This window comes from Yoonia maricola (assembly GCF_002797915.1).
GTDB lineage: Bacteria > Pseudomonadota > Alphaproteobacteria > Rhodobacterales > Rhodobacteraceae > Yoonia > Yoonia maricola.
Genome location: NZ_PGTY01000001.1, coordinates 16,629 through 39,416, shown reverse-complemented (window position 1 = coordinate 39,416; position 22,788 = coordinate 16,629). Strand labels below are relative to the sequence as shown.

The following is a 22,788-nucleotide window of genomic DNA, read 5'->3' as shown; positions in this document are numbered from 1 at the left end:
TATGTTTCAAGATTTGCTCCGGCGTCTGACCGCCCCCGAACCCGAACAACTGCCCGACGTTGATAGCCGTCTGGCTCTTGGTGCCTTGCTGGTACGTATTGCCCGCACCGATGGCGACTATGCCGATGTTGAGATTGCCCAGATCGACAAAGCGCTGATAGCCCGTTACGGCCTTTCACCGTTTGAGGCCGCCGCCTTGCGCGCCGAATGCGAAGCATTGGAGGCCGAGGCCCCTGATACCGTACGCTTCACCCGTGCGATCAAAGATACCGTATCCTACGACAACCGCGTTGGCGTGATCGAGGCGCTGTGGTCTGTTGTGATGGCCGATGGCGTGCGCGACGATGAAGAAGACAGCATGATGCGCATGACCGCATCTTTGCTGGGTGTATCCGATCAGGATAGCCATCGTGCGAGGCTGAGGGTCAGCGCTGGATGATTGCCAGCCTGCCGATGTATGCGCGGCTCTCTAACAGGGCGGCGCATGATGCATTGTGGGGCTTGATCCGGAATGGATTGCGGGACCGTGGGATTGCGGCCCCTGATACCTTGGATCATGACACCGATCATATGGATGGATGGGCCCGCCCCGATCTGGTTTTGGGCCATATGTGCAACCTGCCCTATCGCGGTTTGTTTCACGACAATGTTACCCTGATTGGCGCCTCGGACTATGGCTTGGAAGGGTGCGCGCCCGGATACTACCGCAGTGTGTTTGTTGTGCACGCGGATAGCCACGCCGATACCCCGCAAGACATGGCACAAGGGCGGTTTGTCTGTAACGATCAGTGGTCCCATTCGGGCTATGGCGCCCCGCAGCTTTGGGCGCAGGCGCGCGACTTTACCTTCAACCTGCATGCTGAAACCGGCAGTCACACCACCAGCATTGCCGCAGTTGCCGAGGGCCGCGCCGATATCGCGGCTATCGACGTGCAGACGTGGCGGATTGAAACACGCGAGAACCCTTTGGTCACGCGTTTGAAGACCATCGGATACACGGACCCATCCCCCGGTCAGTCGTTTGTGACAAGCAAGGGACAAGACCCGCAGCCTTATTTTGAAGCGATCGGTGAAGCTATCACTGCTTTGTCCCCAGATGATGCGTCAATTCTGGGCCTACACGGCATCATCGCCCTCCCGCCATCTGCCTATGATTTGCCATTTCCGCCAAAGCAGGCAGCAATTCCTGCATAACGTAGGGTTAAAGCGCCACTAACCGTTGCAAAAGCCCATAAAATCGGCACTAATCTGCGGCGGACCAAAGAAAAGCTGCACCAACGTGACCAACGCTGCCCCCGTTATTGAAATTAAAAACCTTCACAAAGCCTATGGCGATCTTGAAGTGCTCAAGGGTGTCGATGTTACGGCCCCCGCAGGCCATGTGGTCTCACTCATCGGTTCCTCTGGGTCCGGGAAATCCACGCTCTTGCGCTGCGCAAATCTGCTGGAAGATAGCCAGCAAGGCGAGGTGTTGTTCTGCGGTGAGCCTGTCACATGGAAAGGTGCGGGGCCAAGTCGGCATCCCGGTGATCATGCCCAGATGATCCGCATTCGCACGAACCTGTCGATGGTGTTTCAGCAGTTCAACCTTTGGGCCCATATGACGATTTTGCAAAACGTGATGGAGGCACCGGTCACGGTGCTGAAACGCGACAAGACCGAGGTAGAGGCCGCAGCCCGCAAATACCTCGCCAAGGTCGGCATTGGCGACAAATGCGATGTCTACCCCGCCCAACTGTCGGGCGGACAACAACAACGGGCCGCCATTGCGCGCGCGCTGTGTATGGAACCCAAGGCACTGCTTTTTGATGAACCCACCAGCGCCTTGGACCCTGAACTTGAGCAGGAAGTGGTTAAGGTGATCAAGGATCTCGCCGCAGAAGGGCGCACCATGATCATCGTCACCCATGATATGCGGCTGGCCGCCGATGTCAGCGACCATGTCGTCTTTCTGCACCAAGGCAAAATCGAAGAGGAAGGCCCCCCGGCTGACCTGTTCGGCAACCCCAAAACCGCGCGGCTGAAAGGATTTTTATCCGCGACAGTTTCATAATCATCAACTCGGGAGAAAACTGATGAAAAACCTCTATCTTACGACGCTGGCACTGGCTGTCGCTGGTTCCATGACATTTGCAGACAGTCACTCTGTTGTGCGTCTGGGCACGGAAGGTGCCTACCCTCCGTATAACTTCCTCAACGACGACGGCGAAGTCGATGGATTTGAGCGTGAAGTGGGCGACGAGGTTTGCGCGCGCGCTGAACTAACCTGCGAGTGGGTCACAAACGAGTGGGACAGCATTATCCCGAACCTCGTTTCCGGCAACTACGACGTGATCATCGCGGGCATGTCCATCACTGATGAGCGTGACGAAGTCATCGATTTCTCACAAGGCTACACCCAGCCTGACCCATCCGCCTATCTTGCAATGTCCGCTGATGTTGACCTGGCGGGCGGCGTTGTCGCGGCGCAAACTGGTACAATTCAGGCGGCTTTCATTGCGTCGACAGGTGCCACATTGCTGGAATTTGCAACGCCTGACGAAACTGTTGCGGCTGTAAAGGCGGGCGAGGCGGATGCGGTTTTGGCCGACAAGTCTTTCTTGCAGCCTATTGCGGACGCTGACGGCGAAGTCATGCTGCTGGAGCAGGAAGAATTGATCGGTGGTGGTGTTGGTCTTGGCGTGCGTGAAAGCGACGGCGAATTGCTCGCGACGCTGGATGCTGCGATTACGTCGATGAAAGAGGACGGCACGCTGAATGCGCTGATCGAAAAATGGGGTGTTGGCGAGCAATTCTAAGCCGCCAGTACTGTTGAGATTGAGAGGGCTGCCAGAAATGGTGGCCCTTTTTTATGGGGTCAGGAAACGGTCCGGTCGGTAGGGTGCGAGCATTGCCGCATCTGCATTGTCCAGCCGGCCGGTGATGTCTTTACTGACCAACTCCGCAATGATAGGCCCAAGCGTGATCCCTGAATGCAACACGGCGACGTAGGCCCCCTTTGCGATAGGCCCGATGATGGGAAAACCGTCCCGCGGTACGGGCCGTTCTGCCCGGATCACTTCTGACCAGTCCGCGTCGTCCAGTCCACCGCAGATGTCCTGCAGTCTTGTGATCGTCGCGTCCGCTGCCTCTGTCGGCGTTTGGGTCAGGCGTTCGGCACTATCGCCTTGGTGGCTGGCGGCGACGGGCATCAGAATTTGCCCCGAAGGTTCCTGCCTAATTTCACCGCTTGGCGTAGCGAGGATATGGTGCAGGGTTTTCTTCTGCGGGGACGTGCGCAGGATATAGACGGGCCGAGGGACCAATGGAATGTCGCAGCCGATGCTGCAAGCGATGGTTGCGGTGCCAGTGCCAGCGGCGATGATCACCTGATCGGCGAGCATGTCACCGTGGGGCGTTTCGATGCCGATGACTTGGTCGTTTTGGGTCTTGAGACCGGAGACGTAGACGTTGCTGATCAGCTTGGCCCCCAAGCTTTGCGCAGCAATCAGGAAATGCCGCGCAAGGTCGGCGGATGATGCTGCCCCTTCGGCAGGGAAAAAGAGCGCCTGTTCAGGTGCATCTGTGAGGGCGGGTTCCAGCGTCTTGATCTGAGGTTTCGTCAGCATCTCGACGGGATAATCGAATTCCTTTAGCTGCGTGAAAGTCGCCGCCATCTCGTCCGGGGGCATGTCCCAGCATAGGCACCCTTGCCAGTCTACGGGGGCAGGCACGTCCTTCAAAGCGCGATGCCATGCGGCGATCCCTGCGGCCCGCAGGTTGTGGTGATCGTCGCTGAGAAAGAAACTCGCGTTGATCCAACCGAAGGCCAAACTGGTCGCGTCCGTCCCGCCTGCATGCACGATTTGGACCTTGTGACCCGCCTTCGCCAACTGCAACGCTGTCGCCGCGCCAATGATCCCAGCGCCTATGACAATAACCGACTGTACCATTTTTGACATTCCCACCTGAAAACGGCCTACGTTGACGCCCCGAATGTGACCACAACGCGTTGACTCAGCAATGCAATTGTTGGACGGATGAGAGGACTAGCGCAACAAGGCGATTGATGTTCAGTTTCTGTTCCGACCCAGCCGCATTAGAAGGCGTCCAATGGCTCAGTTGTTATCTGACCACTGGCAAGCATATGTCGATGTATTGGGCGGTGGGAACGGTGCTGTTGTTGCTGTCGATTACGGCCCCAGCGGCACTGGCATTTGGTTTTGCGGGCGCATCAGCGGCGCGCAGCAATGTGGCACCGTTACGCTGGATCGGGAAAACCTATATTGCTGTCGTGCGCGGCATTCCCGACATTGCGTTCTTCCTCTTCTTCGTGATCGCCTTGGATCAGGCATTTGAGTATATCCGACACCGGATCAAATGCCCCGATTGGGATGCTGCCGTACGCCAAGGCAATGATTTTATCGTCTGCGCCGCGGCGAAACTCCCCTTGGGCAATGCCCCGCAATGGGTGCATGAAGTCTATGGCTTTATGCTGGCGGTGCTGACCTTTGCGATTGTGTTCGGTGCCTTTGCCGCCAATGTCCTGTTCGGCGCGATGCGCGCTGTGCCCAAAGGCCAGTTGGAAACGGCCGAAGCTTACGGCATGAACCATCGTCAGACATTTTGGCGCATACTGGTACCGCAGATGTGGGTTTATGCCCTGCCCGGCCTGTCGAACCTTTGGATGGTTTTGATCAAGGCGACCCCTTTATTGTTCCTTCTGGGTGTCGAAGATATCGTCTATTGGGCGCGTGAATTGGGCGGAGCCAAGCAACCGCGGTTCACCGACTATCCCCACCCCGATTGGCGCATGTGGTATTTTGCGGCGCTCTTGGTGTTCTACCTGTGCTTTACCAAAGTGTCCGAGGTCGTGTTGGATCGGATCATGGCCAGACTAACCCATGGCCAAGCCACTGCGGCTGGCGAAGCCCAACGGAAAGCGGCGGCATGAGTTGTTGGGAAACGATCGCGGACTACGCGCTGCGCAGCCAAGGCATTGGTGAGCGGTTGTTGCCGCGCACTGACTTTACGCTGTGTCAGCAGTTCACGTTGATTGGCTCGGGCATGATCTGGAATATCTACTTTGGGGTTCTGGCGCTTTGTTCTGGCTTCTTCCTTGCCACCGCAGTCGCCATGGGCAAAGCCGCGCGCAATCCGCTATACCGCAAACCGGCAGAATGGTTCATCTTTATCTTCCGCGGCTCGCCGCTCTTCATACAATTCTTCTTTGCCTACTTTGTCTTTCTCAGCCTTAAAGACGTCAGCAGCTTCTTCAACCCACTGACCTCTGCATGGGCCGGGGCGCTGGTTGTGCTTTTTTTGAACACCGCCGCCTATTCGGGCGAGATTTTCTATGGTGCGCTGCAATCCATCCCAAAGGGAGACACGGAAGCGGCAGACGCCTACGGCTTATCCGGCTGGTCCAGGTTCCGCCGGGTCATATGGCCCACGATGCTGCGGCTGGCATGGCCCGCATATACGAACGAGGCGATCTTTCTGTTTCACGCCACGACATTGGTGTTCTTTTCGGGCTTTCCAGCGACACAACAGCGCGGCGATGCGCTTTATTATGCCAATTATTTTGCCGACAAGACCTTCAATCCCTTCATTCCATATCCAATTTTAGCGGGTTATTTCATTGTCTTGACCCTGATCGTCATTGGTCTGTTTGGATTGGTGAATAGCCGGCTCAACCGTCATCTACCGCCCGAACGGCGCAAGCCACTGAAAGTGAGACCGCAAATCATCCGATGACCTGGCTTGACGATCATCCCGACATTCGCAACCTGCGCTGCGGGGCCGCTGACCTGAACGGGCAAGCGCGCGGCAAACGTGTACCGCGCCGCTTTGCCGACAAGCTGGAAAAGGACGGCACGCGCTTTCCGCTGTCGGTCCTGAACCTTGATATCTGGGGCGAGGACATCGATGACAGCCCGCTGGTGTTTGAGACAGGGGACGCTGATGGCCTGCTCCTGCCGACCGAGCGGGGCTATGTGCCGATGCCGTGGCTGCAGGCCCCGACGGCCTTACTGCCGCTTTGGGCTTTTCTTGATGATGGCACGCCCTTTTCCGGCGATCCGCGTCATGCCTTGGCGCGGGTTTTGGAGCGATATAAAGCGCGCGGGTTGACCCCAGTTGCTGCGACGGAGATGGAGTTTTACCTTGTCGACGACAGCGGCAAAGAGATCCGCCAGCCCAAATCCCCCCGATCTGGCAAGCGTCGTGCGGGTGCCGAGATTTTGTCGCTGCGCGCACTCGATGCCTTTGATGCATTCTTTAATGACCTCTACGATGCCTGTGATGCGATGAACATCCCCGCAGAGGCCGCGATTTCCGAAGGTGGCGAAGGCCAGTTTGAGGTGAACCTTGAACATGTCCCAGATGCGTTAAAAGCTGCCGATGATGCGTGGCTATTCAAGATGCTGGTGCGTGGTCTGGCGCGCAATCATGGGATGGCTGCCAGCTTTATGGCAAAACCCTATGAGGATTATGCAGGTAACGGGTTACACACTCATTTCTCGATACTGGATGAGGATGGCAACAACGCCTTTGCCAATGATACGTTTGAGGGCACATCACTGCTGCAAAACGCAATTGCCGGGTGTTTGGCGGGCATTCCTGAACTTGCGCTGATCTTTGCGCCGCATGGCAACAGCTATGAACGGTTGGTTCCTGGGGCACATGCGCCGACCAGCATTTGCTGGGCGCATGATAACCGCACCGCCACTATACGTGTCCCCGGTGGCAGCTTTGCAGCGAGGCGCATTGAACACAGGCTAGCGGGCGGTGATGTGAACCCCTATCTGTTTCTTGCAGCGGTTCTAGGTTCAGCGTTGATCGGCATCGAAGACGGCATGACGCCCCCCGCCCCGATCACGGGCAACGCCTATGATCAAAATCTGCCACAGGTGCCGAAAGCTTGGGATGAGGCGATTGATGCTTTTGCACAAAGCACGTTTGCGCGCCGTATCTTTGATCCGCAGCTGGTTGACAATCTGATCCGCACCAAACGACAAGAGATGGCGCATTTCGCGGAAATGACGCCGGAAGAACAGATCGACCACTATCTTGATCTTGTGTAATTGATAGACAAACCAAAGAGCGAGACAGCGATGAAGATCGGTATTTTGCAGACTGGCCATGCCCCAGATGAAATACTGGAGACGACAGGCGATTACGATGTCCTGTTCCAAAACATGCTGGCAGGCAATGGCTTTGACTTTGCCACCTATGATGTGGTCGATATGGATTTTCCTGATGCGATTACCGACTGTCATGGCTGGCTGATCACCGGGTCCAAACATGGTGCTTACGAGGATCATCCGTTCATTCCGCCGCTTGAGGCGTTCATTCGTGATGTCTATGCAGCTGACATTCCGATGGTCGGGATTTGTTTTGGTCATCAGATTATCGCGCAGGCTTTGGGTGGCACAGTCGAGAAATTTGCGGATGGCTGGGCCGTAGGTCACACAACATATAACTGGAATGGCGCGCCTATATCGTTGAATGCCTGGCATCAGGATCAGGTGACTGCGCTGCCCGATGGGGCGCAGGTCATTGCTGGCAACGCGTTTTGTCAGAATGCTGCTTTGATCTATGGGCAGAAAGTGTTCACGACACAGCCTCACCCGGAATTTGGGTCGGCCTATGTTGATACTCTTGCCCGTTCACGCGGCAAGGGCGTGGTACCAGATAACCAGTTGGCCGAGGTAAAAGCCAATTTGGACAAACCTATCGATAACGCGTTTGTCGCGAGCCAAATTGCGCGGTTCTTCAAGGAACGTGAGGTCGCCTAGGTCGCGTTACAGGCTGGTTTACTTACTTAACTTCGACAGTTTTTCCTGAAGCGCTGCCAACTCATTCTTAATCTCACTCAGATCGCCTTCTTCCTTATCGTCATCCGAGTCCGAGGCCTTTCCACCAGCCATCATTCCGCCGGTCATAGCCTTGAAGAAAGCTTCCTGCTGAGCGCGCATTGCCTCAAACCCCGGCATTGTGGCCATTGGGTTGGCTTTGCCCATATTCTCCATTGCTTTAGACTGGCCTTCGCGCAGCATATCGAAACTGGCTTGCAGGAATTGCGGCACAACCGATGCGGCTTGGCTTGTATAGCTGCGCACCAGATCGGTGAGCACATCAACAGGCAACACACTTTCGCCACGGCTTTCGTGCTCTGCGATAATTTGCAACAGGTATTGGCGGGTTAGGTCATCGCCGGATTTCAGGTCCACTATCTGGACCTCGCGCCCTTCGCGTATAAAAATCGCGATATCTTCCAAAGTCACATAGTCGCTGGTCTCGGTATTATAGAGCCGGCGGCTGGCGTAGCGCTTGATTAGCAGGGGTTTGTTGGTGTCGGCCACGGGCGTCCCTCCACAGGCATATTGCGGTGCAGAGAAGCCTATGCCGCGCCTGCGCAAAAAGAAAGTGTTTTAGGCCTGCCCTAAGGTCATGATGATTTCTGGGCTGGTTGGTTTGAGGGGGCTTTTGTTCCAGTCACCGAAGACTTCGAGAAGAGCAAGTCCTTCTGCTTGCGCGAATGCTGTCACTTCATCCAGCATCGTAAACCGCAACGTACTGTCGGATGTAATGCGCTGATCGGGAAATTGATAGACGGACCGAAAGGATACCACGTCTACATCCACGTTCTGCAACTCATGGTAGGCTGTCACGCTCCTTCCATTGGGCAAAACCTTAGTGGCGGTCGATTGTTCAGGCGTCCAATTTTCCCAAGCTTTGACAGCAGCATTGCGGGTCTCGAAGACGAGTCGACCTTCGGGGCGCAGCAGCCTGCGCGCGGCGCGGAAAAACGCCGTAATCTCATCATCCAGCAACATGCACTGAAACGCATGACCCGTCATAAATATCAGATCAAACGGAGCTGCATCGAAATCCGCAAGCAAGCCGCAAATCCATTTGACTGATTGTCCACCCGGTGCTGAGCGCGCAAATTCAAGCATCTGCGGCGCCGGATCCAGCCCTGTCACATCATGCCCCTGTTCGGCAATCCGGCGCGCGATCAGGCCTGTGCCACAGCCGACTTCCAAAATCCGAAGGGGTGTTGTGCCTACAAGTGAAGCATAGAATGCGCGATCTGCGCCCCAGCAATTGAAAACATCGTAAACTGCGACAAGGTCGGGATGTGTGTAGTGCTGATCAACCATGCCTTAGTATGGCTTTCCCCCAATGAAAACAAAAGACGGCCCGCAGATGCGGACCGCCTTTTTGAAAATCAGACCCTTTGGGAGGAAAGGGCGATTTTTACTTTGCTTACTTTGCAGCCGTTACTTTTTTTGCAGCAGCAGTCATTTCTGTCTGTGCTTTCTTCGCAGCGGCAGTCATCTCTTCGGACATGTCTTTGCCAGCGGCAAGAACCAGTTCCATTGTCTGTGTCTGAACTTTTTTCGCGATTTCAGCGAAAGCGGACATATGCTCGGCAGCGGATTCAGCAGATGCAGAAGCGAAGTCTGTCATTGCTTTTGCATAGTCAGCAGGTTCTGCCTTTGCTTTTGACATTGCCTCGATTTTAGCAAGTGTGTCCTGTGTCCATTTTGCGGACAGCTCGGAAGATTTGCCAGCAGCGTCGAGTGCAACTGCGGACATTTTTTCGGCCAGGGCAGTCTGGTTCTTGAACTGCTCTTCCATTGCTTTGGTGTCTACGGGGAACGCGCCTGTCATGTCTTTGAAGATCGCGGTGAAGTCTTGTGCTTTAGCAGCCATTGTATCAGCCTTTCGGGTTGGGTGCGGGGAACACCCGCTGTTATCTCGTGACACCAATATGCGTGCTGCACTGCAGCATTTCAAGTATTTTTTCTGCACTGCAGCATAATTTTTCTGTGGCCCAAAAAAATGTATATATTTCTTCTACTTATTCACGACATATGTGCCGGGTGCAGGCGCTAAGACGGGGTGTTCGTCGTCTCCGGGCGTGCGTGCTGCGACTTTTTTGCCTGACTTTTTGGACAGCCATGCATCCCAACGCGGCCACCATGACCCGTCATGTTTGTCCGCTGCATCCAACCAGTCATCCGCCGTCAGCCCCAGTTCGGGGTTCACATAGTGCCCGTATTTATTCTTCGTCGGTGGATTGATGATGCCTGCGATATGCCCGCTTTCGGATAGGATAAAGGTTTTATCCTTCGATCCCATTTTTGAGATACCGGCATAACTGCTTTTCCATGCCGCGATGTGATCTGTCTCGCAAGCAATCGCGCAAAGCGGCACGGTGACGTCTTTCAGTTTCACCGTCTCACCCGCGATTTCAAATCCGTCGGTTGCGAATTTGTCGTGCTGGCAAAGCCCGCGCAGATATTCCACCGACATCTTGGCAGGCAGGTTTGTCCCGTCCCCGTTCCAATACAGTAGATCAAAGGCAGGCGGTGCCTTTCCCATCATATAGCTTTTGATCGCTGGACCATAGATCAGGTCATTGGAGCGCAGATAGGAAAAGGTGCGTGACATAAAAAAGGAATCCAGTACGCCGCTTTCCTCTACCTCCGCCTCAATTCCGTCGACAAAGTCATCGTCAAGAAACACCCCAACCTCGCCCCGGTCCGAGAAATCGGTGAGCGTTGTAAAGAAGGTGGCGCTGTTTACCGACGTATCCTTGCGCTTTTTCATCAAGGCCAAGGTCAACGACAGGGTGGTCCCCGCGATACAATAGCCCACCGCGTTCACCTTTTTCACACCGCAGATGTCTTTGACCTCTTTGATTGCCGCCAGATAGCCGTCTTCGACATAGTCCGTCATTGATGTGTCGCGGTAGCCAGCGTCGGGGTTGACCCAAGAGACGACGAATACGGTATAGCCTTGCTCTACCGCCCATTTGATCAGGCTGTTTTGCGGCTTAAGGTCCAGAATATAGAATTTGTTGATCCACGGCGGAAAGATGATGAGTGGTATTTCATGCACCTTGTCGGTGCTTGGCGCATATTGGATCAGCTCAAACATATGGTTGCGGTAAACGACTGAACCGGGCGTCGTTGCCAGATTTTCTCCCAGCTTGAACGCCTTTTTGTCTGCCAGTGTCACAACCAGATCGCCGTCGTTTGCTTCCAGATCGGCAATCATGTTTTCCAAACCAGCCACAAGGCTTTCGCCTTCCGTTTCGGCGGCCAGCGCCAAAGCTTCGGGGTTTGTGGGCAGGAAATTTGTCGGGCTGATCATATCAACCATTTGTTGGCTAAAGTAGCGCAGCCGCTTCTTTTCCTCAGAATCAAGCGTGTCGATATCCTCGACCGCCTGCTGCACCGCAGAAGCATTCATCAGATATTGTTGTTTAATGAAGTTAAAATACGGGTTGGTGTCCCACAACTCATGGCTGAAACGGCGGTCTTTGGGGGTTTCATCCGTGGGCGGCGCCAGTTTGCCTTGGGCCAGAAGGTGCTGTGCCTCAACGTAGTGTTTGACGGATTTACCCCAGAATTCCAGCTGATGCTCGATCAATTTGGCTGGATTATGCATCATTTCAGTCATGTAGGCGGTCGCCGCTTTGACGTAGAGGTCCTGACTTGGCCCTTGCAAAGAAGGGGCAACGTGCCGTCCCTGCCCCATCACGCGCAACAAACGCTGGGTCAGCTCTTCCACCCGTGCAAGATTGGCTTCCAGCTTTGCAACACTCTGGCCAGAAGTGTCCTGCGCGTCCAAATCGTTTGTTGTCATTTTAACACTCCTATGCGTATGCTGCATGTGCAGCATAAGTTCTGCGCCGACCATCGGAGACCCAGTAGATGAAGTATATGATGACCTACGACCTGATGGAAAGCATGCGCAACACCAATCAGTGGTTGGGGGCAACAGCGCATGCGTTTGCATCCTACCCCGCGATGTCATGGGGGGCGAACCCTGCGATGGATTGGCTCAAGGCATGGGGCGAAGTCACTGAGCGTACTTTTTCGCGAATGGTCATGAAGCCAGATTGGAATATTCCCCCTGTTGCAGGCGAAAAGGGCAAGGATTTTCCGGTTGTCGTGGAAACCGTGGTCGAGAAACCATTTGGTGATCTGATCCATTTCACAATGCCCGGTCGCAAGCCCAGCAAACGCCGGGTGATGCTGGTGGCCCCGATGTCAGGCCACTACGCCACACTGCTGCGCAAGACCGTGATCAGCCTGCTGCCGGATGCCGATGTCTACATTACCGATTGGCACAACGCCCGCGATATTCCCGTCAGCGAAGGCAAATTCGATATTGAGGATTACACCCTCTATCTGATGGAATTCATGCGCGTGCTTGGGCCCGATATTCATGTGATTGCCGTGTGCCAGCCTGTGCCGCTGGCACTGGCCGCGACTGCCTATCTGGCCGAGCTTGATCCTGACGCGCAGCCGCGATCCCTGACATTGATCGGCGGCCCTGTTGATCCAGAGGCGAACCACACAGAAGTGACAGATTTTGGCCGTTCCGTGACGATGGGCCAATTGGAAGAGACCATGATCCAGCGGGTTGGGTTCAAATATTCTGGTGTTGGTCGCATGGTTTATCCGGGCTTGCTGCAGCTCGCGTCTTTCATCTCGATGAACGCTGAAACGCACACAACCGCCTTCCGTGATGAGATTATCCGCGTCGCCAAGGGCGAGGCATCCGAGCATGATCGCCACAACGACTTTTACGACGAATATCTTGCCGTAATGGACATGACGGCGGAATTTTATCTGTCAACGGTTGAACGGATTTTCAAAGGGCGCGAGATCGCCCGGAACGCATTTGAGGTGGCTGGCCATAAGGTGGATATGAGCAAGGTCACAACTGTCGCCGTCAAGATCGTTGAGGGCGAGGAAGATGACATTTCTGCGCCGGGCCAATGCCTAGCGGCATTGGATCTTTTGACCGGTCTGCCCGACGACAAGAAAGCATCACATCTTGAGCCGGGTGCTGGCCATTATGGTATTTTCGCTGGCAGTAGCTGGCGCAACAACATCCGGCCATTGGTTTTGGATTTCATCGACGCCAACGCGGACGCGCCCAAGTCCAAATCGGCGAAAGTGGTTTCTATCAAGTGAAGGTGATCCGGCTCTGACAGGCCCTAAGATCGCAGCATCATTGGCTGCTTCATCCAGCGCTGTATCGCATCTGTTGTCGCTTCTGGCGCTTCCATCGTGGGCAGATAGCCTGCAGCGTCGATAATCTCGAATTGCGCATAGGGGATCAGTTCGGCCATGAATTCATGCCGTTTAAGCTGGTATTGCCCGTCGTGCCGCCCGCAAATCACCACTGTTGGTAGATGGATCTGGCGCAGGGTCGCCTGTTGGTCTTTGCGCCGCTGCATTGCGCGGGCCTGTTTGACATAGACGTCCGGCCCGATCTCGCGCCCCATTTCGGTCAGGGTGCGTACGAGTTCAACCTTATCGGTCGTGGGTGCCATCCATGTCGAATTAATTTCATGTTGCAAAACATCATCCCAGCGTCCGGCGCGCGCAGCGATGATATGCGGCTCGCGTGCGGCTGCGGCTTCGGGTGTATCCGCCTGTGGACTGGTGCTGACAAATGCAATGCGCGTCATCCGTTCAGGCGCACGGCGCATGATTTCCATCGCGACCATACCGCCAAGACCCATCCCGCAGAGCGCAAACTTGGATGGTGCCCATGACAGAATCTGGCTTGCGATTTCCTCGATCCGTTCACCGCATGTTGCTGGGGCCACCATCACGGCATGCGTTTGCGACATCACTTGCAGCTGATGCGCAAACACGCGCGCATCAGACAGGATCGGTGGGATCATCACCAGCGTTTCACGCGGCATTTTTGTATAGCCCTAACAAACTGCGCAACCTCTTTCGGGTTTTTTGCCAGTCTGACGTGGAAAGCGCGTTGCCGCAAGTGTTTCAGCGCGCAGGCAGAGCCTGCATCCAAGCGATAATCTGCTGGGCCAGTGGCGCGGTTTGGCCGGGCGAGAAGATATCACCAGCCATCACATGCCCCATATCATCGTCCGCTGCGGTCTGTTTGATAGCAATCGTTTTTGTTTGCCCACCCCAGCGCGCCACCACTTTGCGTATTTCGCCGGGGTGCACAACTTGGTCTGCATCATTGAAACAAAATACCGCCGGGGTCTCGATTACGGAGAGGTCCGCATGGCGTGCTGCACGCACAGCATCCGCCATCACATGAACCGCTGCTGTCGGGTATTTGATCGTCCAATAGGCGGCGTGAGCGTCGCTGATCGGCTCAAACGACCGCGTTGATCCGGCGACGTAGCATGACCAATGCCGCGATCCCGGCAAATCAAGCAGGGTTTGCAAGCCCCAGTGCCGCATACCAAAGTTGGGCGACATATGGATCATCGCCTTTGCCTGTGCACCTTCAGCCAAGGCCAACGTTGCGAGCGTACAGCCTGTTGAGCAGCCCATGATGATCACCTCATCGCCCAGCGACTCTGCGATCACTATCGCCTCGGCCACATCACGTCGCCAATCGGCAAGCGTGGCCCGTCCCATCGCGTCACCGTCCTGCCCGTGGCCGGTCAACCGTGTGAAATGGATGTTCGCGCCAAAGGCTTCTGCCACCAGATCGGGCAAGGGCCGCAACTCTTCGCCCGTTGCTGAAAACCCGTGGATATAAAGCAAGCATAGCGGCGTTTTGGTCGCGGGTGTATTGGCCCAAACGATCCGCTTTTGACAGCCGTCGCGCAAGTGCGGCACCTGTGCCTCGGATACAGCGAGCCCTGCCTCTATGTGCGCCAGATCATGCAAGGGCGCGCCGTGCCATAGGGCGATAGATCAGGGTCAGTCCCAAAATAGCGACTAATAGAATACCCGCAGGAATGAGCGTGATTGAGAGCTGCAAGGCGCCCAGCGCCGTGTCAGATTGCGCAACGACCCCGCCTGTTGTTTCCTGCCATCCCGCCGCAGCCAGTGTCAGCCCCAACACCGCCGGTGCAACCGCATTGGCCAGCTTCTGACCAAACAGCCAGATCGCCGAGAATGCGCCCTCAATCGCGGCCCCTGTATCGCACCGGGTGACATCCATCAGATCAGGATAGATCGCCCAAGGGATTTGCTGATAGGCCCCGTTGGTCATGCCTGCCAGTACGAACATACCGGCGATGGCGGTCACGTTGACTGACGGTAGCATCATATAGAGCGCATAGAGCAGAACAATATAAAGGCACAGGCCAAGGACCAGCGCACCCACTTTGCCCAAACGGTTTGACAGCAACACCCACACCGCTTGGCTTAGGATTGATCCGACAACGAAAGCGGCAAACATCAAACTCAGCGTAGTCAGCGCCGCTGCGGCGCCGGACAGGGCGGTATCCCCGCTATCAACGATCAAATAAAGCGCTGCAAAGGGCAAACCTGCCGTGATCATCGCAATGGCCAATGTCATGACCCCATAAAGCAAAACCAAGACCACAAAGGCCTTGTTCGCAAAAACCAGCCCGAACATGCCCGATAGGCTGACGGTGGCGGGTTGTTCAATCCGTGGAGCGTTGCGTGTTGCCCAAAGTGACAGCCAGACCGCCCCCACCATCAACGGTGTGACAGCCAATGCCGCCATGGAGTAGCCGATCGACTTTGCCAGCCCGGGAATCAAAGCGCCCCCGATCAAGATACCGACACTGGCAAAACCCATACGAAACCCCGTCATGGCGGACCGTTCCTTGGGGTCTTGCGTGATCTCGCCTGATTGCGCGCCATATGGGATTGCCACCATGGTGAAACCAATCGTTGCCAGCACAAAAAACGCCACGACCCAGACCAGATTGGCATTCATCTCCATACCAGCCGGGGCAGAGAACAGCCCAACCATGCCCGCCGCCATAATCAAGACGCCGATGAACATCCACGGGGCACGTCGGCCATAGCGGCCTTGCGTCCGGTCACTGAAGTAGCCGATCAGCGGGTCGGTGATCATGTCAAAGATCAATACCGCTGTTGTCACAAACCCGGCAATGCCCACAGGCACGCCCAGAAACGCCGTCATATACGTCAGGATCAGCAGTTGTTTGACAATGACAAAGACAACAATACCCATGTCCGCCAGCCCCCAGCCCGCCTTTTGTCCCAATGATAGTGCCATCAACATCCCCTCCCAAGGACTTCGGGCACCCTAAGCAGGCGTGTGGCTGATCCTAAAGGGAAACGTGGCGTCAGACCGTAAGGTGGGTTTCAACCCACCTTCCCCAGAACATCCTCGACCGATGTCACGATCAGATCCAGACAGTCATCATCCGAGAAGCGATGGTCAGCCCCATCCACCAGGGTCAGGCGCATATCCGGGCTGTCGGCATGCTCTAGCAAGCGTAGCGCTACCGACATTTTTACATCGACATCAGCCGTACCTTGCAAAGTTCTGACCGGAAACGGCAATAACAGCGGGTCACGTAGAACCAATCGGTCGCGCCCTTCTTCGATAAGGCGGCGGGTGATGATGTAGGGTTCGCCGTATTCTGACGGCAAGGCCACCTGCCCCGCCATCAGTTCCTCTTTCTGTGCGTCAGAGAAACCGGCCCACACGCTGTCTTCGGTGAAATCGGGGGCCGCGGCGATTGTGACTATGCCCGCCACGCGTTCCGGCATGGCACGCGCCACCAGAAGCGATATCCACCCGCCCATGCTGGAGCCGACCACGATGACTTTGCCTGCGAGCAGTCCAATCGCAGCACAGGCATCCTCAAACCAATCGCCAATGCAACCGTCCGTGAAAGCCTTACTGCTTTCGCCATGGCCGGAATAGTCGAACCGCAAGAAGGCACGCCCCGAATCGCGCGCCCATTTTTCCAGATGGATGGCCTTTGTGCCGCCCATGTCGGACTTGAAACCGCCCAGGAATACGACCGCTGGACCGGTTCCGTCGGTCAAATGATAGGCAATTCGACGCCCCTGAGGCGTGACAAAAGACGGGGTTTCACTATTGTTTTCCATACACTTACAGCATCACACCCAGTGACCCGCTGCAAGTATTTTTAAGTTACCCTATTGTCACGTGACTATTTAGTAACCTATAAGGTTTCCCATGGATGCGATTTTCAAAGCCCTCAACGACCCCGCCCGGCGCGACCTGCTTGACAGTTTGCGCCAGCGCGATGGCCAATCCCTGAGCGACCTTGAAGAGGTGCTGGAGATGTCCCGTTTTGGTGTGATGAAGCATCTCAAGGTCCTCGAAGAGGCCAATCTCATCGTCACCCGCAAGGTTGGCCGGTTCAAATACCACTACCTGAATGCCCTGCCCTTGCAGGACGTGATGGACAGATGGGCCGCCCCCTTTTTGCAACGCCAAGCGCGCGCGGTGACTGAATTGAAAGTGAAGCTAGAAAGAGACACCGCTATGGGAAAACCCGATTTCATGATGCAAACATTTATCCGCTGCAGTCAGGATGCGCTGTGGGCGGCCCTGACCGAGGCCGATCAGATGGCCGCCTACCACTTTGCCTGCAATGTGGTTGAAGGGAATGCGGCGGTTGGTCAAGACACAGCGTTTATCTTGCCAAACGGTGACGCGATGTTGAAACAAACCACGACAGAGCTGGACCCGAAGTCGCGCATCGCAATGACTTTTGAACCGCTGTTCATGGGCCCCGACGCCCCCGCCAGCCACATGGTCTATCTGATCGAACCGCAAGGCGAGAACTGCAAGCTGACGATTGAGCATTACGACATGGCCTCGGGTCAGGAAGGTTTCGCCGAAGGCTGGGCGCGTCTGGCGTCATCGCTGAAAAGCTATCTGGAAACCGGCACCGCCCTCAAAGCAGCGATATAAGGAGAAAACCGATGGAAAGCTTTCCAACAGAACTCGGCATTCTGACGTGCCTCGCCATCCTCGCGGCCTCACTGTGGATCCCCTATATCGTGGGCGTGAACACAGCACCCGAAGGGTCCCTGCCCGCCGATGCGCCAGATGGATTCACCCGAATCCCCAATCCACGCTTGCACCGCCCATGGGTGCAGCGCGCCTACCGTGCGCATCTGAACCTTCTGGAACAGCTGGTGCCCTTCGCGTTACTGGTATTCCTCGTTGACCGCGTTGATGGGTTTACTGCGCTGACCTATTGGACCGCTATCGCCTTCTTCTGGCTGCGGGTTGCGCATGCCGTGGGGTACATCACCGGTAAGGCGGCGTTCCCGCTACGCTCGCTCATCTTTACCGCAGGTTGGGTGTGTTGCCTGATCATGGCCTATGCGGTCTTTGCTGCCCGGTTCTGACAAAAAAGCACACAGCGGTCAGTCGCTGTGTGCATATTTTAGATCATCAGGTTGTCGGGTTTATCCGCCAACGTAGACCGCCTGTTTCGGGCGGTAGAATATCTTTTGATCATGCAAGCGCCCCAGCAGCTCTTCATTCTGGCGCTGATCCTGCTCAACCACGCGGATCGATTCCAGATGTGCGGGGTTGTCGTCCTTCAAGGCCAGTCGCATTCCCGACAATTCACGACCACGCGCACGAAGTGCTTCCTCGATCAGGTCAACATCGGAAATGCTCAGATCGAATTGGCGGTTGTAGCGTGGCATGAGAGGACCCCTATATTTAGATTTCGTATCGGAAACTTGTGTCGTTTTTAACTGGTCAGGTGTCGCAGTCAACGTATATTTGGGTATACCGCCGCGGTCAGCGTGATCCCCGCTTGACCATTTTTACCCAGAGGTTCATTTAGCCCCCCACACATAACCCGCAACCGGGCGTTTTGTAGGCGCCAAACAGACGAGGAGCTTGCACGCAGATGGCACAGATTTCCCTGACATTCCCCGATGGTAACAGCCGTTCATACCAAGCAGGCGTCACGGCCGCTGATGTGGCCACAGATATTTCATCGTCTCTGCGCAAGAAGGCAATCAGCGCGACGGTCAACGGTGAGCACTGGGATTTGCAGTGGCCCATTGAAGCCGATAGCAGCATCGCCATCAACACCATGAAAGACCAAGAACCTGCGTTGGAACTGGTCCGTCACGATCTGGCGCACATCATGGCGCGTGCGGTGCAAGAGATTTGGCCCGACACCCAAGTTACCATCGGCCCAGTTATCAAAGACGGCTGGTACTATGACTTTGACCGCAAGGAGCCGTTTACCCCTGAAGACCTCGGCCTCATCGAGAAAAAGATGAAGGAGATCATCAACAAGCGCGATGAGGTCCGCACCGAGATTTGGGAACGTGACGTTGCGATCCAGTATTACAAGGATCGGGGCGAGCCTTATAAGGTCGAACTGATCGAGAGCATCCCCGGCGATGAACCGCTGCGCATGTATTGGCACGGCGACTGGCAGGACCTCTGCCGTGGTCCGCATTTGCAGCATACCGGTCAGGTTCCTGCCGATGGTTTCAAACTGATGTCCATCGCGGGCGCCTATTGGCGCGGCGACAGCGACCGCGCGATGTTGCAGCGGATTTACGGCACAGCCTTTACCAACAAGGAAGGTTTGAAGGCCCACCTGCATATGCTGGAAGAAGCCGCCAAACGCGACCACCGCAAGCTGGGCCGCGAGATGGACCTATTCCATATGCAGGAAGAAGCCCCCGGTCAGGTGTTCTGGCATCCGAACGGCTGGACCATTTTTACTGAGTTGCAAGACTACATGCGCCGCCAGCAGCGCAAAGGCGGCTATGTGGAGGTGAACACCCCGCAGGTCGTGGATCGTAAGTTGTGGGAAGCATCAGGGCACTGGGAAAAGTATCAAGAGCATATGTTCATCGTCGAGGTGGACGAGGAACATGCGCGCGAAAAGGCTGTGAACGCGCTCAAGCCCATGAACTGCCCCTGCCACGTGGAAATCTTCAAACAGGGCCTGAAGTCCTATCGCGATCTGCCATTGCGCATGGCCGAGTTTGGGTCATGTAACCGCTACGAACCCTCAGGCGCATTGCATGGCATCATGCGTGTGCGTGGCTTTACCCAGGATGACGCACATATTTTCTGCCGTGAGAACCAGATTGAGGAAGAAACAGCCGTGTTCATCCGGTTCCTGAGCGAAGTCTACAAAGACCTCGGGTTTGAAAACTTCAAAGTGAAATTCTCTGATCGTCCAGAAAAACGGGCAGGCAGTGATGAGACGTGGGATCGGGCTGAAAACGCGCTACTCTCGGCAACCCGTGCTGCAGGGATCGAGCCGGAACTGAACCCCGGTGAAGGCGCCTTTTACGGCCCCAAGCTAGAGTTTGTCCTGACCGATGCGATTGGACGTGATTGGCAGTGCGGCACACATCAGGTGGACTTTGTTCTGCCAGAACGGCTGGATGCCACATATATTGGCGAAGATGGGGCCAAACACCGCCCGGTCATGCTGCACCGTGCGCTGCTGGGTTCATTCGAGCGTTTCATTGGTATCCTGATCGAAGAACACGCAGGCAAGCTGCCGTTCTGGCTCGCCCCACGTCAGGTGGTCGTTGCGACCATTGTGTCGGATGCAGATGATTATGCGATGGAGGTTGTTGCAGCCCTCAAGGCAGCCGGTGTCCGTGCCGAGGCTGATCTGCGCAACGAGAAGATCAACTTCAAAGTCCGCGAGCATTCGGTCGGCAAGGTGCCCGTGATATTGGCACTTGGCGCACGCGAGGTTGAAGAGAAGACAGTTACCGCACGGCGGCTTGGTGAAAACAAGACTTCTGTAATATCTCTTGCAGAAATTGTTTCAGAACTGGGTCATGCGGCCACTCCGCCAGACCTTCTGTAACATTCCAGCGCAGGAACTTGTAACAAACCCGCCAATGTCAAAGTTGGCGGGTTCTTTGTTTTTTAAAGCAAAAACCCTACCGTGTCGGCCCCGACAACCCAAACGGCCCTGCAAAACCTCACGCGGCTGCGATGCACGGCCCTGTGAATAGAATGTAAAGCTATGTCATGGCTAATATTTGGGCATCGCCGGAATAACGGTGCAGATCAAACCTGACCTAACTTAAAGGAAATTTCGATGTCCAATGCTACAAAAACGCTCGTCCTTGCATCCGCTGTTGCCTCTGCGGTTGCAGGCCTGTCCACAACTGCTGCCGCACAATCCGGCGATGTGAAGTGCTTTGGCGTATCACTTGCTGGCGCAAACGACTGTGCTGCTGGCCCCGGTACAACATGCGCAGGCACCTCAACTGTTGACTACCAAGGCAACGCTTGGACATTGGTTCCTGCCGGCACATGCGAAACAATGGAATTGCCAGCAATGGCCGACGGCACCGAGCGCATGGGTTCATTGGAAGAGCTGGACCGCGACCTGCCAGCGTAAGCGAGATCGTCGTAAGGTGGATCATGATCCACCTTACCTCACAATTCCTCAAAGGCCTCTGACATGCTTGACGCGACACAAAACTCCTCCCTGCCTGCGCGTCCCGGCGTTGGATACAAAGCCCAGCACTACAGTGACATCATGGAAAACCCCGGTCCCTTGGGCTGGCTGGAAATCCATGCTGAAAACTACATGGGCGACGGTGGCCGTCCCATTGCACAACTGCGCCACCTTTCAGAGCGCTTTCCCATCTCTGTGCATGGCGTTGGTCTCTCGATCGGGGGTGAGGGCGACCTTGATGCTGACCATCTGGACCGCCTCAAGCACCTTGTTTCATGGCTCAACCCCGCCAGCTTTTCTGAGCATCTGGCCTGGTCAACGCATGACAGTCACTTCTTCAATGACCTGCTTCCGCTGCCCTATACCCCCCAGACGCTTGCCCGTGTCGCAGCGCATATCAATCAAGTGCAAGATACGGTTGGGCGGCAAATGCTGCTGGAAAACCCTTCAAGCTATCTGGCCTTCGCTGAGAGCACGATGTCAGAGACTGATTTCCTGCGCGAACTGACACAGCAGACCGGCTGTGGCTTGCTGCTTGACGTGAACAACGTCTTTGTCAGCGCCACAAACCTGAAAACCTCCCCCCAAGCCTATATCGACGATTTCCCGCTGGAGGCTGTTGGTGAAGTCCACCTAGGTGGCCATGATGAGGACGCGGACGAAACCGGCGCACCCCTGCTGATCGACAGCCATGGTAAGGCTGTGGTTGATCCGGTTTGGGCGCTGCTGGATTACACCCTCGCCCGGTCCGGCCCCAAACCCTTGTTGATCGAGTGGGATACAGACGTGCCCGCATGGTCTATCCTGGCAGAAGAGATTGCGCGCGCTGACCGTGCGCTTGCATTGGTCACGTCATGACCGTCACCCAAGCCGCCTTTAAAGCCGCCATGCTGGACCCGGCTGCCGCCGTGCCACCCGGCATAGTGAACCCTGATGGGGCTGCGGCCAGCAAACGCTTTGATGTTTACCGCAATAACGTCGCCGTCAGCCTGTCGGACGCACTTGAGACTGCCTTCCCGGTCATACGCAAATTGGTTGGTGATGCGTTCTTTCGCGCGATGGCCGGTGTCTATATCCGCAAACACCCCCCGAAAACACCGCTGATGATGTTCTATGGTGATGCGATGCCGGATTTCATTGGCCGTTTTGAACCGACGAAATCAATCGGTTACATGCCGGATATTGCCAGAATTGAGCTTGCGATGCGTCATGCTTATCATGCCGCAGACGCCAGCCCTATTAAGCCCGAGGCGCTGAGCACGTTGGCGCCAGATGCGTTGATGGGTGCGAAGATGCGGATCGCACCTGCGACCCAGACCGTGATATCCAACTATCCTATCCATGCGATATATCTTGCCAACACCCAAACAGACGCGCCCAAACCGGTGATGCAGCCAGAGGCCGCATTGATCACCCGTGCCGGGTTTGACCCACAAATCCATCTTATCAACGCCGCGGCGACGACCTGTATTGAGGCCCTGAAATCAGGGCAATCATTGGGCCAAGCGATGGCAACCGCTGACGACACCGTAGATCTGGGTGCGGTGCTGGGCCTGTTACTGGCCCAAGGCGCCGTGACTGAAATTTACTGAAAGGCC

At 55.7% G+C, this 22,788-nt stretch carries 25 protein-coding genes; 15 read left to right on the top strand and 10 right to left on the bottom strand.

Annotated features, from left to right (window positions below):
* Position 1: 1 nt before the first annotated feature.
* The 4 genes from BC777_RS00260 to BC777_RS00245 all read left to right on the top strand — a co-directional run bounded on the left by BC777_RS00260 (position 2) and on the right by BC777_RS00245 (position 2,798).
* Positions 2-439 (top strand): tellurite resistance TerB family protein, encoded by a 438-nt coding sequence (locus tag BC777_RS00260; protein ID WP_100366176.1) that lies wholly within the window; start codon positions 2-4, stop codon positions 437-439.
* Positions 436-1,194, top strand: a complete 759-nt coding sequence (locus BC777_RS00255) for a phosphate/phosphite/phosphonate ABC transporter substrate-binding protein (RefSeq protein ID WP_100366175.1) — start codon at positions 436-438, stop codon at positions 1,192-1,194. The genes BC777_RS00260 and BC777_RS00255 overlap by 4 nt, the downstream gene beginning before the upstream one ends.
* 85 nt (positions 1,195-1,279) lie before the next feature.
* Positions 1,280-2,053 (top strand): ABC transporter ATP-binding protein, encoded by a 774-nt coding sequence (locus BC777_RS00250; protein WP_100366174.1) that lies wholly within the window; start codon positions 1,280-1,282, stop codon positions 2,051-2,053.
* A gap of 22 nt (positions 2,054-2,075) precedes the next feature.
* The gene (locus BC777_RS00245; protein WP_100366173.1) at positions 2,076-2,798 is read left to right on the top strand and encodes a transporter substrate-binding domain-containing protein; all 723 of its coding nucleotides are present in this window, start codon (positions 2,076-2,078) and stop codon (positions 2,796-2,798) included.
* Between the two features lie 51 nt (positions 2,799-2,849).
* Here the strand turns inward: BC777_RS00245 and BC777_RS00240 are convergent, their stop codons facing one another.
* Positions 2,850-3,932, bottom strand: coding sequence for an NAD(P)/FAD-dependent oxidoreductase (locus BC777_RS00240; RefSeq protein WP_211095308.1), 1,083 nt, complete (start codon positions 3,930-3,932; stop codon positions 2,850-2,852).
* 116 nt (positions 3,933-4,048) lie between these two features.
* On the opposite strand from BC777_RS00240, the gene BC777_RS00235 reads away from it, so the two are divergent.
* From BC777_RS00235 to BC777_RS00220, 4 genes are read left to right on the top strand one after another with little or no spacing between them, the layout of a single operon-like run.
* On the top strand, positions 4,049-4,933 hold the full coding sequence (locus BC777_RS00235; RefSeq protein WP_100366171.1) for an ABC transporter permease: 885 nt from the start codon (positions 4,049-4,051) through the stop codon (positions 4,931-4,933).
* A complete protein-coding gene (locus BC777_RS00230; RefSeq protein ID WP_100366170.1) occupies positions 4,930-5,736 on the top strand; it encodes an ABC transporter permease in 807 nt (268 codons plus the stop codon). Before BC777_RS00235 ends, BC777_RS00230 begins: the two co-directional genes overlap by 4 nt.
* Complete coding sequence (locus BC777_RS00225) at positions 5,733-7,064, top strand: glutamine synthetase family protein (RefSeq protein WP_100366169.1); 1,332 nt, start codon at positions 5,733-5,735, stop codon at positions 7,062-7,064. The genes BC777_RS00230 and BC777_RS00225 overlap by 4 nt, the downstream gene beginning before the upstream one ends.
* Positions 7,065-7,094: 30 nt before the next feature.
* Positions 7,095-7,778: a type 1 glutamine amidotransferase gene (locus BC777_RS00220; RefSeq protein WP_100366168.1), complete on the top strand. Its 684-nt coding sequence runs from the start codon at positions 7,095-7,097 to the stop codon at positions 7,776-7,778.
* Between the two features lie 18 nt (positions 7,779-7,796).
* On the opposite strand, the gene phaR is transcribed toward BC777_RS00220, so the two are convergent.
* The 4 genes from phaR to BC777_RS00200 all read right to left on the bottom strand — a co-directional run bounded on the left by phaR (position 7,797) and on the right by BC777_RS00200 (position 11,643).
* Positions 7,797-8,345 carry a polyhydroxyalkanoate synthesis repressor PhaR gene (phaR, locus tag BC777_RS00215; protein ID WP_100366167.1) on the bottom strand — a complete coding sequence of 183 codons (549 nt, stop codon included), beginning with the start codon at positions 8,343-8,345 and terminating at the stop codon, positions 7,797-7,799.
* A 69-nt stretch (positions 8,346-8,414) separates the two neighbouring features.
* Positions 8,415-9,146 carry a class I SAM-dependent methyltransferase gene (locus BC777_RS00210; protein WP_100366166.1) on the bottom strand — a complete coding sequence of 244 codons (732 nt, stop codon included), beginning with the start codon at positions 9,144-9,146 and terminating at the stop codon, positions 8,415-8,417.
* A gap of 106 nt (positions 9,147-9,252) precedes the next feature.
* The gene (locus BC777_RS00205; RefSeq protein ID WP_100366165.1) at positions 9,253-9,702 is read right to left on the bottom strand and encodes a phasin family protein; all 450 of its coding nucleotides are present in this window, start codon (positions 9,700-9,702) and stop codon (positions 9,253-9,255) included.
* A 144-nt stretch (positions 9,703-9,846) separates the two neighbouring features.
* On the bottom strand, positions 9,847-11,643 hold the full coding sequence (locus BC777_RS00200; protein ID WP_100366164.1) for a PHA/PHB synthase family protein: 1,797 nt from the start codon (positions 11,641-11,643) through the stop codon (positions 9,847-9,849).
* Positions 11,644-11,711: 68 nt separating this feature from the next.
* On the opposite strand from BC777_RS00200, the gene phaZ reads away from it, so the two are divergent.
* The gene (phaZ, locus tag BC777_RS00195; RefSeq protein WP_100366163.1) at positions 11,712-12,983 is read left to right on the top strand and encodes a polyhydroxyalkanoate depolymerase; all 1,272 of its coding nucleotides are present in this window, start codon (positions 11,712-11,714) and stop codon (positions 12,981-12,983) included.
* Positions 12,984-13,006: 23 nt separating this feature from the next.
* Here phaZ and BC777_RS00190 read toward each other — a convergent pair whose 3' ends face one another.
* The 4 genes from BC777_RS00190 to BC777_RS00175 all read right to left on the bottom strand — a co-directional run bounded on the left by BC777_RS00190 (position 13,007) and on the right by BC777_RS00175 (position 16,847).
* Positions 13,007-13,723: an alpha/beta fold hydrolase gene (locus BC777_RS00190; protein ID WP_100366162.1), complete on the bottom strand. Its 717-nt coding sequence runs from the start codon at positions 13,721-13,723 to the stop codon at positions 13,007-13,009.
* 82 nt (positions 13,724-13,805) lie between these two features.
* Positions 13,806-14,672, bottom strand: a complete 867-nt coding sequence (locus BC777_RS00185; protein ID WP_168769020.1) for an alpha/beta hydrolase — start codon at positions 14,670-14,672, stop codon at positions 13,806-13,808.
* Positions 14,665-16,002, bottom strand: coding sequence for an MFS transporter (locus BC777_RS00180; RefSeq protein WP_100367932.1), 1,338 nt, complete (start codon positions 16,000-16,002; stop codon positions 14,665-14,667). Before BC777_RS00180 ends, BC777_RS00185 begins: the two co-directional genes overlap by 8 nt.
* Positions 16,003-16,091: 89 nt before the next feature.
* Entirely contained in the window at positions 16,092-16,847 is a 756-nt protein-coding gene (locus BC777_RS00175; protein WP_100366160.1) for an alpha/beta hydrolase, read from the bottom strand.
* 91 nt (positions 16,848-16,938) lie between these two features.
* On the opposite strand from BC777_RS00175, the gene BC777_RS00170 reads away from it, so the two are divergent.
* Together BC777_RS00170 and BC777_RS00165 are read left to right on the top strand one after the other, a co-directional pair.
* The gene (locus tag BC777_RS00170) at positions 16,939-17,682 is read left to right on the top strand and encodes an ArsR/SmtB family transcription factor (RefSeq protein WP_100366159.1); all 744 of its coding nucleotides are present in this window, start codon (positions 16,939-16,941) and stop codon (positions 17,680-17,682) included.
* Between the two features lie 11 nt (positions 17,683-17,693).
* Positions 17,694-18,125, top strand: coding sequence for an MAPEG family protein (locus BC777_RS00165; RefSeq protein WP_100366158.1), 432 nt, complete (start codon positions 17,694-17,696; stop codon positions 18,123-18,125).
* Between the two features lie 60 nt (positions 18,126-18,185).
* Here the strand turns inward: BC777_RS00165 and BC777_RS00160 are convergent, their stop codons facing one another.
* On the bottom strand, positions 18,186-18,431 hold the full coding sequence (locus BC777_RS00160; protein ID WP_100366157.1) for a hypothetical protein: 246 nt from the start codon (positions 18,429-18,431) through the stop codon (positions 18,186-18,188).
* A gap of 209 nt (positions 18,432-18,640) precedes the next feature.
* Here BC777_RS00160 and thrS point away from each other — a divergent pair, with 209 nt between their 5' ends.
* From thrS to BC777_RS00140, 4 genes are all read left to right on the top strand, one after another.
* Positions 18,641-20,587: a threonine--tRNA ligase gene (thrS, locus tag BC777_RS00155; RefSeq protein ID WP_100366156.1), complete on the top strand. Its 1,947-nt coding sequence runs from the start codon at positions 18,641-18,643 to the stop codon at positions 20,585-20,587.
* A 237-nt stretch (positions 20,588-20,824) separates the two neighbouring features.
* Positions 20,825-21,130 (top strand): BufA1 family periplasmic bufferin-type metallophore, encoded by a 306-nt coding sequence (locus BC777_RS00150; RefSeq protein ID WP_100366155.1) that lies wholly within the window; start codon positions 20,825-20,827, stop codon positions 21,128-21,130.
* 63 nt (positions 21,131-21,193) lie between these two features.
* Positions 21,194-22,048 carry an MNIO family bufferin maturase gene (bufB, locus tag BC777_RS00145; protein ID WP_100366154.1) on the top strand — a complete coding sequence of 285 codons (855 nt, stop codon included), beginning with the start codon at positions 21,194-21,196 and terminating at the stop codon, positions 22,046-22,048.
* Positions 22,045-22,782, top strand: coding sequence for an HvfC/BufC N-terminal domain-containing protein (locus BC777_RS00140; protein ID WP_100366153.1), 738 nt, complete (start codon positions 22,045-22,047; stop codon positions 22,780-22,782). The genes bufB and BC777_RS00140 overlap by 4 nt, the downstream gene beginning before the upstream one ends.
* The last annotated feature ends 6 nt before the right edge of the window (positions 22,783-22,788 follow it).

Excerpts from the sequence above, each read along its gene's own strand:
- BC777_RS00260 (WP_100366176.1), top strand. The coding sequence starts at position 2 with ATGTTTCAAGATTTGCTCCGGCGTCTGACCGCCCCCGAACCCGAACAA.
- BC777_RS00255 (WP_100366175.1), top strand. The coding sequence starts at position 436 with ATGATTGCCAGCCTGCCGATGTATGCGCGGCTCTCTAACAGGGCGGCG.
- BC777_RS00245 (WP_100366173.1), top strand. The coding sequence starts at position 2,076 with ATGAAAAACCTCTATCTTACGACGCTGGCACTGGCTGTCGCTGGTTCC.
- BC777_RS00240 (WP_211095308.1), bottom strand. The coding sequence starts at position 3,932 with ATGGTACAGTCGGTTATTGTCATAGGCGCTGGGATCATTGGCGCGGCG.
- BC777_RS00235 (WP_100366171.1), top strand. The coding sequence starts at position 4,049 with ATGTTCAGTTTCTGTTCCGACCCAGCCGCATTAGAAGGCGTCCAATGG.
- BC777_RS00230 (WP_100366170.1), top strand. The coding sequence starts at position 4,930 with ATGAGTTGTTGGGAAACGATCGCGGACTACGCGCTGCGCAGCCAAGGC.
- BC777_RS00225 (WP_100366169.1), top strand. The coding sequence starts at position 5,733 with ATGACCTGGCTTGACGATCATCCCGACATTCGCAACCTGCGCTGCGGG.
- BC777_RS00220 (WP_100366168.1), top strand. The coding sequence starts at position 7,095 with ATGAAGATCGGTATTTTGCAGACTGGCCATGCCCCAGATGAAATACTG.
- BC777_RS00210 (WP_100366166.1), bottom strand. The coding sequence starts at position 9,146 with ATGGTTGATCAGCACTACACACATCCCGACCTTGTCGCAGTTTACGAT.
- BC777_RS00205 (WP_100366165.1), bottom strand. The coding sequence starts at position 9,702 with ATGGCTGCTAAAGCACAAGACTTCACCGCGATCTTCAAAGACATGACA.
- BC777_RS00200 (WP_100366164.1), bottom strand. The coding sequence starts at position 11,643 with ATGACAACAAACGATTTGGACGCGCAGGACACTTCTGGCCAGAGTGTT.
- phaZ (WP_100366163.1), top strand. The coding sequence starts at position 11,712 with ATGAAGTATATGATGACCTACGACCTGATGGAAAGCATGCGCAACACC.
- BC777_RS00190 (WP_100366162.1), bottom strand. The coding sequence starts at position 13,723 with ATGCCGCGTGAAACGCTGGTGATGATCCCACCGATCCTGTCTGATGCG.
- BC777_RS00180 (WP_100367932.1), bottom strand. The coding sequence starts at position 16,002 with ATGGCACTATCATTGGGACAAAAGGCGGGCTGGGGGCTGGCGGACATG.
- BC777_RS00175 (WP_100366160.1), bottom strand. The coding sequence starts at position 16,847 with ATGGAAAACAATAGTGAAACCCCGTCTTTTGTCACGCCTCAGGGGCGT.
- BC777_RS00170 (WP_100366159.1), top strand. The coding sequence starts at position 16,939 with ATGGATGCGATTTTCAAAGCCCTCAACGACCCCGCCCGGCGCGACCTG.
- BC777_RS00165 (WP_100366158.1), top strand. The coding sequence starts at position 17,694 with ATGGAAAGCTTTCCAACAGAACTCGGCATTCTGACGTGCCTCGCCATC.
- BC777_RS00160 (WP_100366157.1), bottom strand. The coding sequence starts at position 18,431 with ATGCCACGCTACAACCGCCAATTCGATCTGAGCATTTCCGATGTTGAC.
- thrS (WP_100366156.1), top strand. The coding sequence starts at position 18,641 with ATGGCACAGATTTCCCTGACATTCCCCGATGGTAACAGCCGTTCATAC.
- BC777_RS00150 (WP_100366155.1), top strand. The coding sequence starts at position 20,825 with ATGTCCAATGCTACAAAAACGCTCGTCCTTGCATCCGCTGTTGCCTCT.
- bufB (WP_100366154.1), top strand. The coding sequence starts at position 21,194 with ATGCTTGACGCGACACAAAACTCCTCCCTGCCTGCGCGTCCCGGCGTT.
- BC777_RS00140 (WP_100366153.1), top strand. The coding sequence starts at position 22,045 with ATGACCGTCACCCAAGCCGCCTTTAAAGCCGCCATGCTGGACCCGGCT.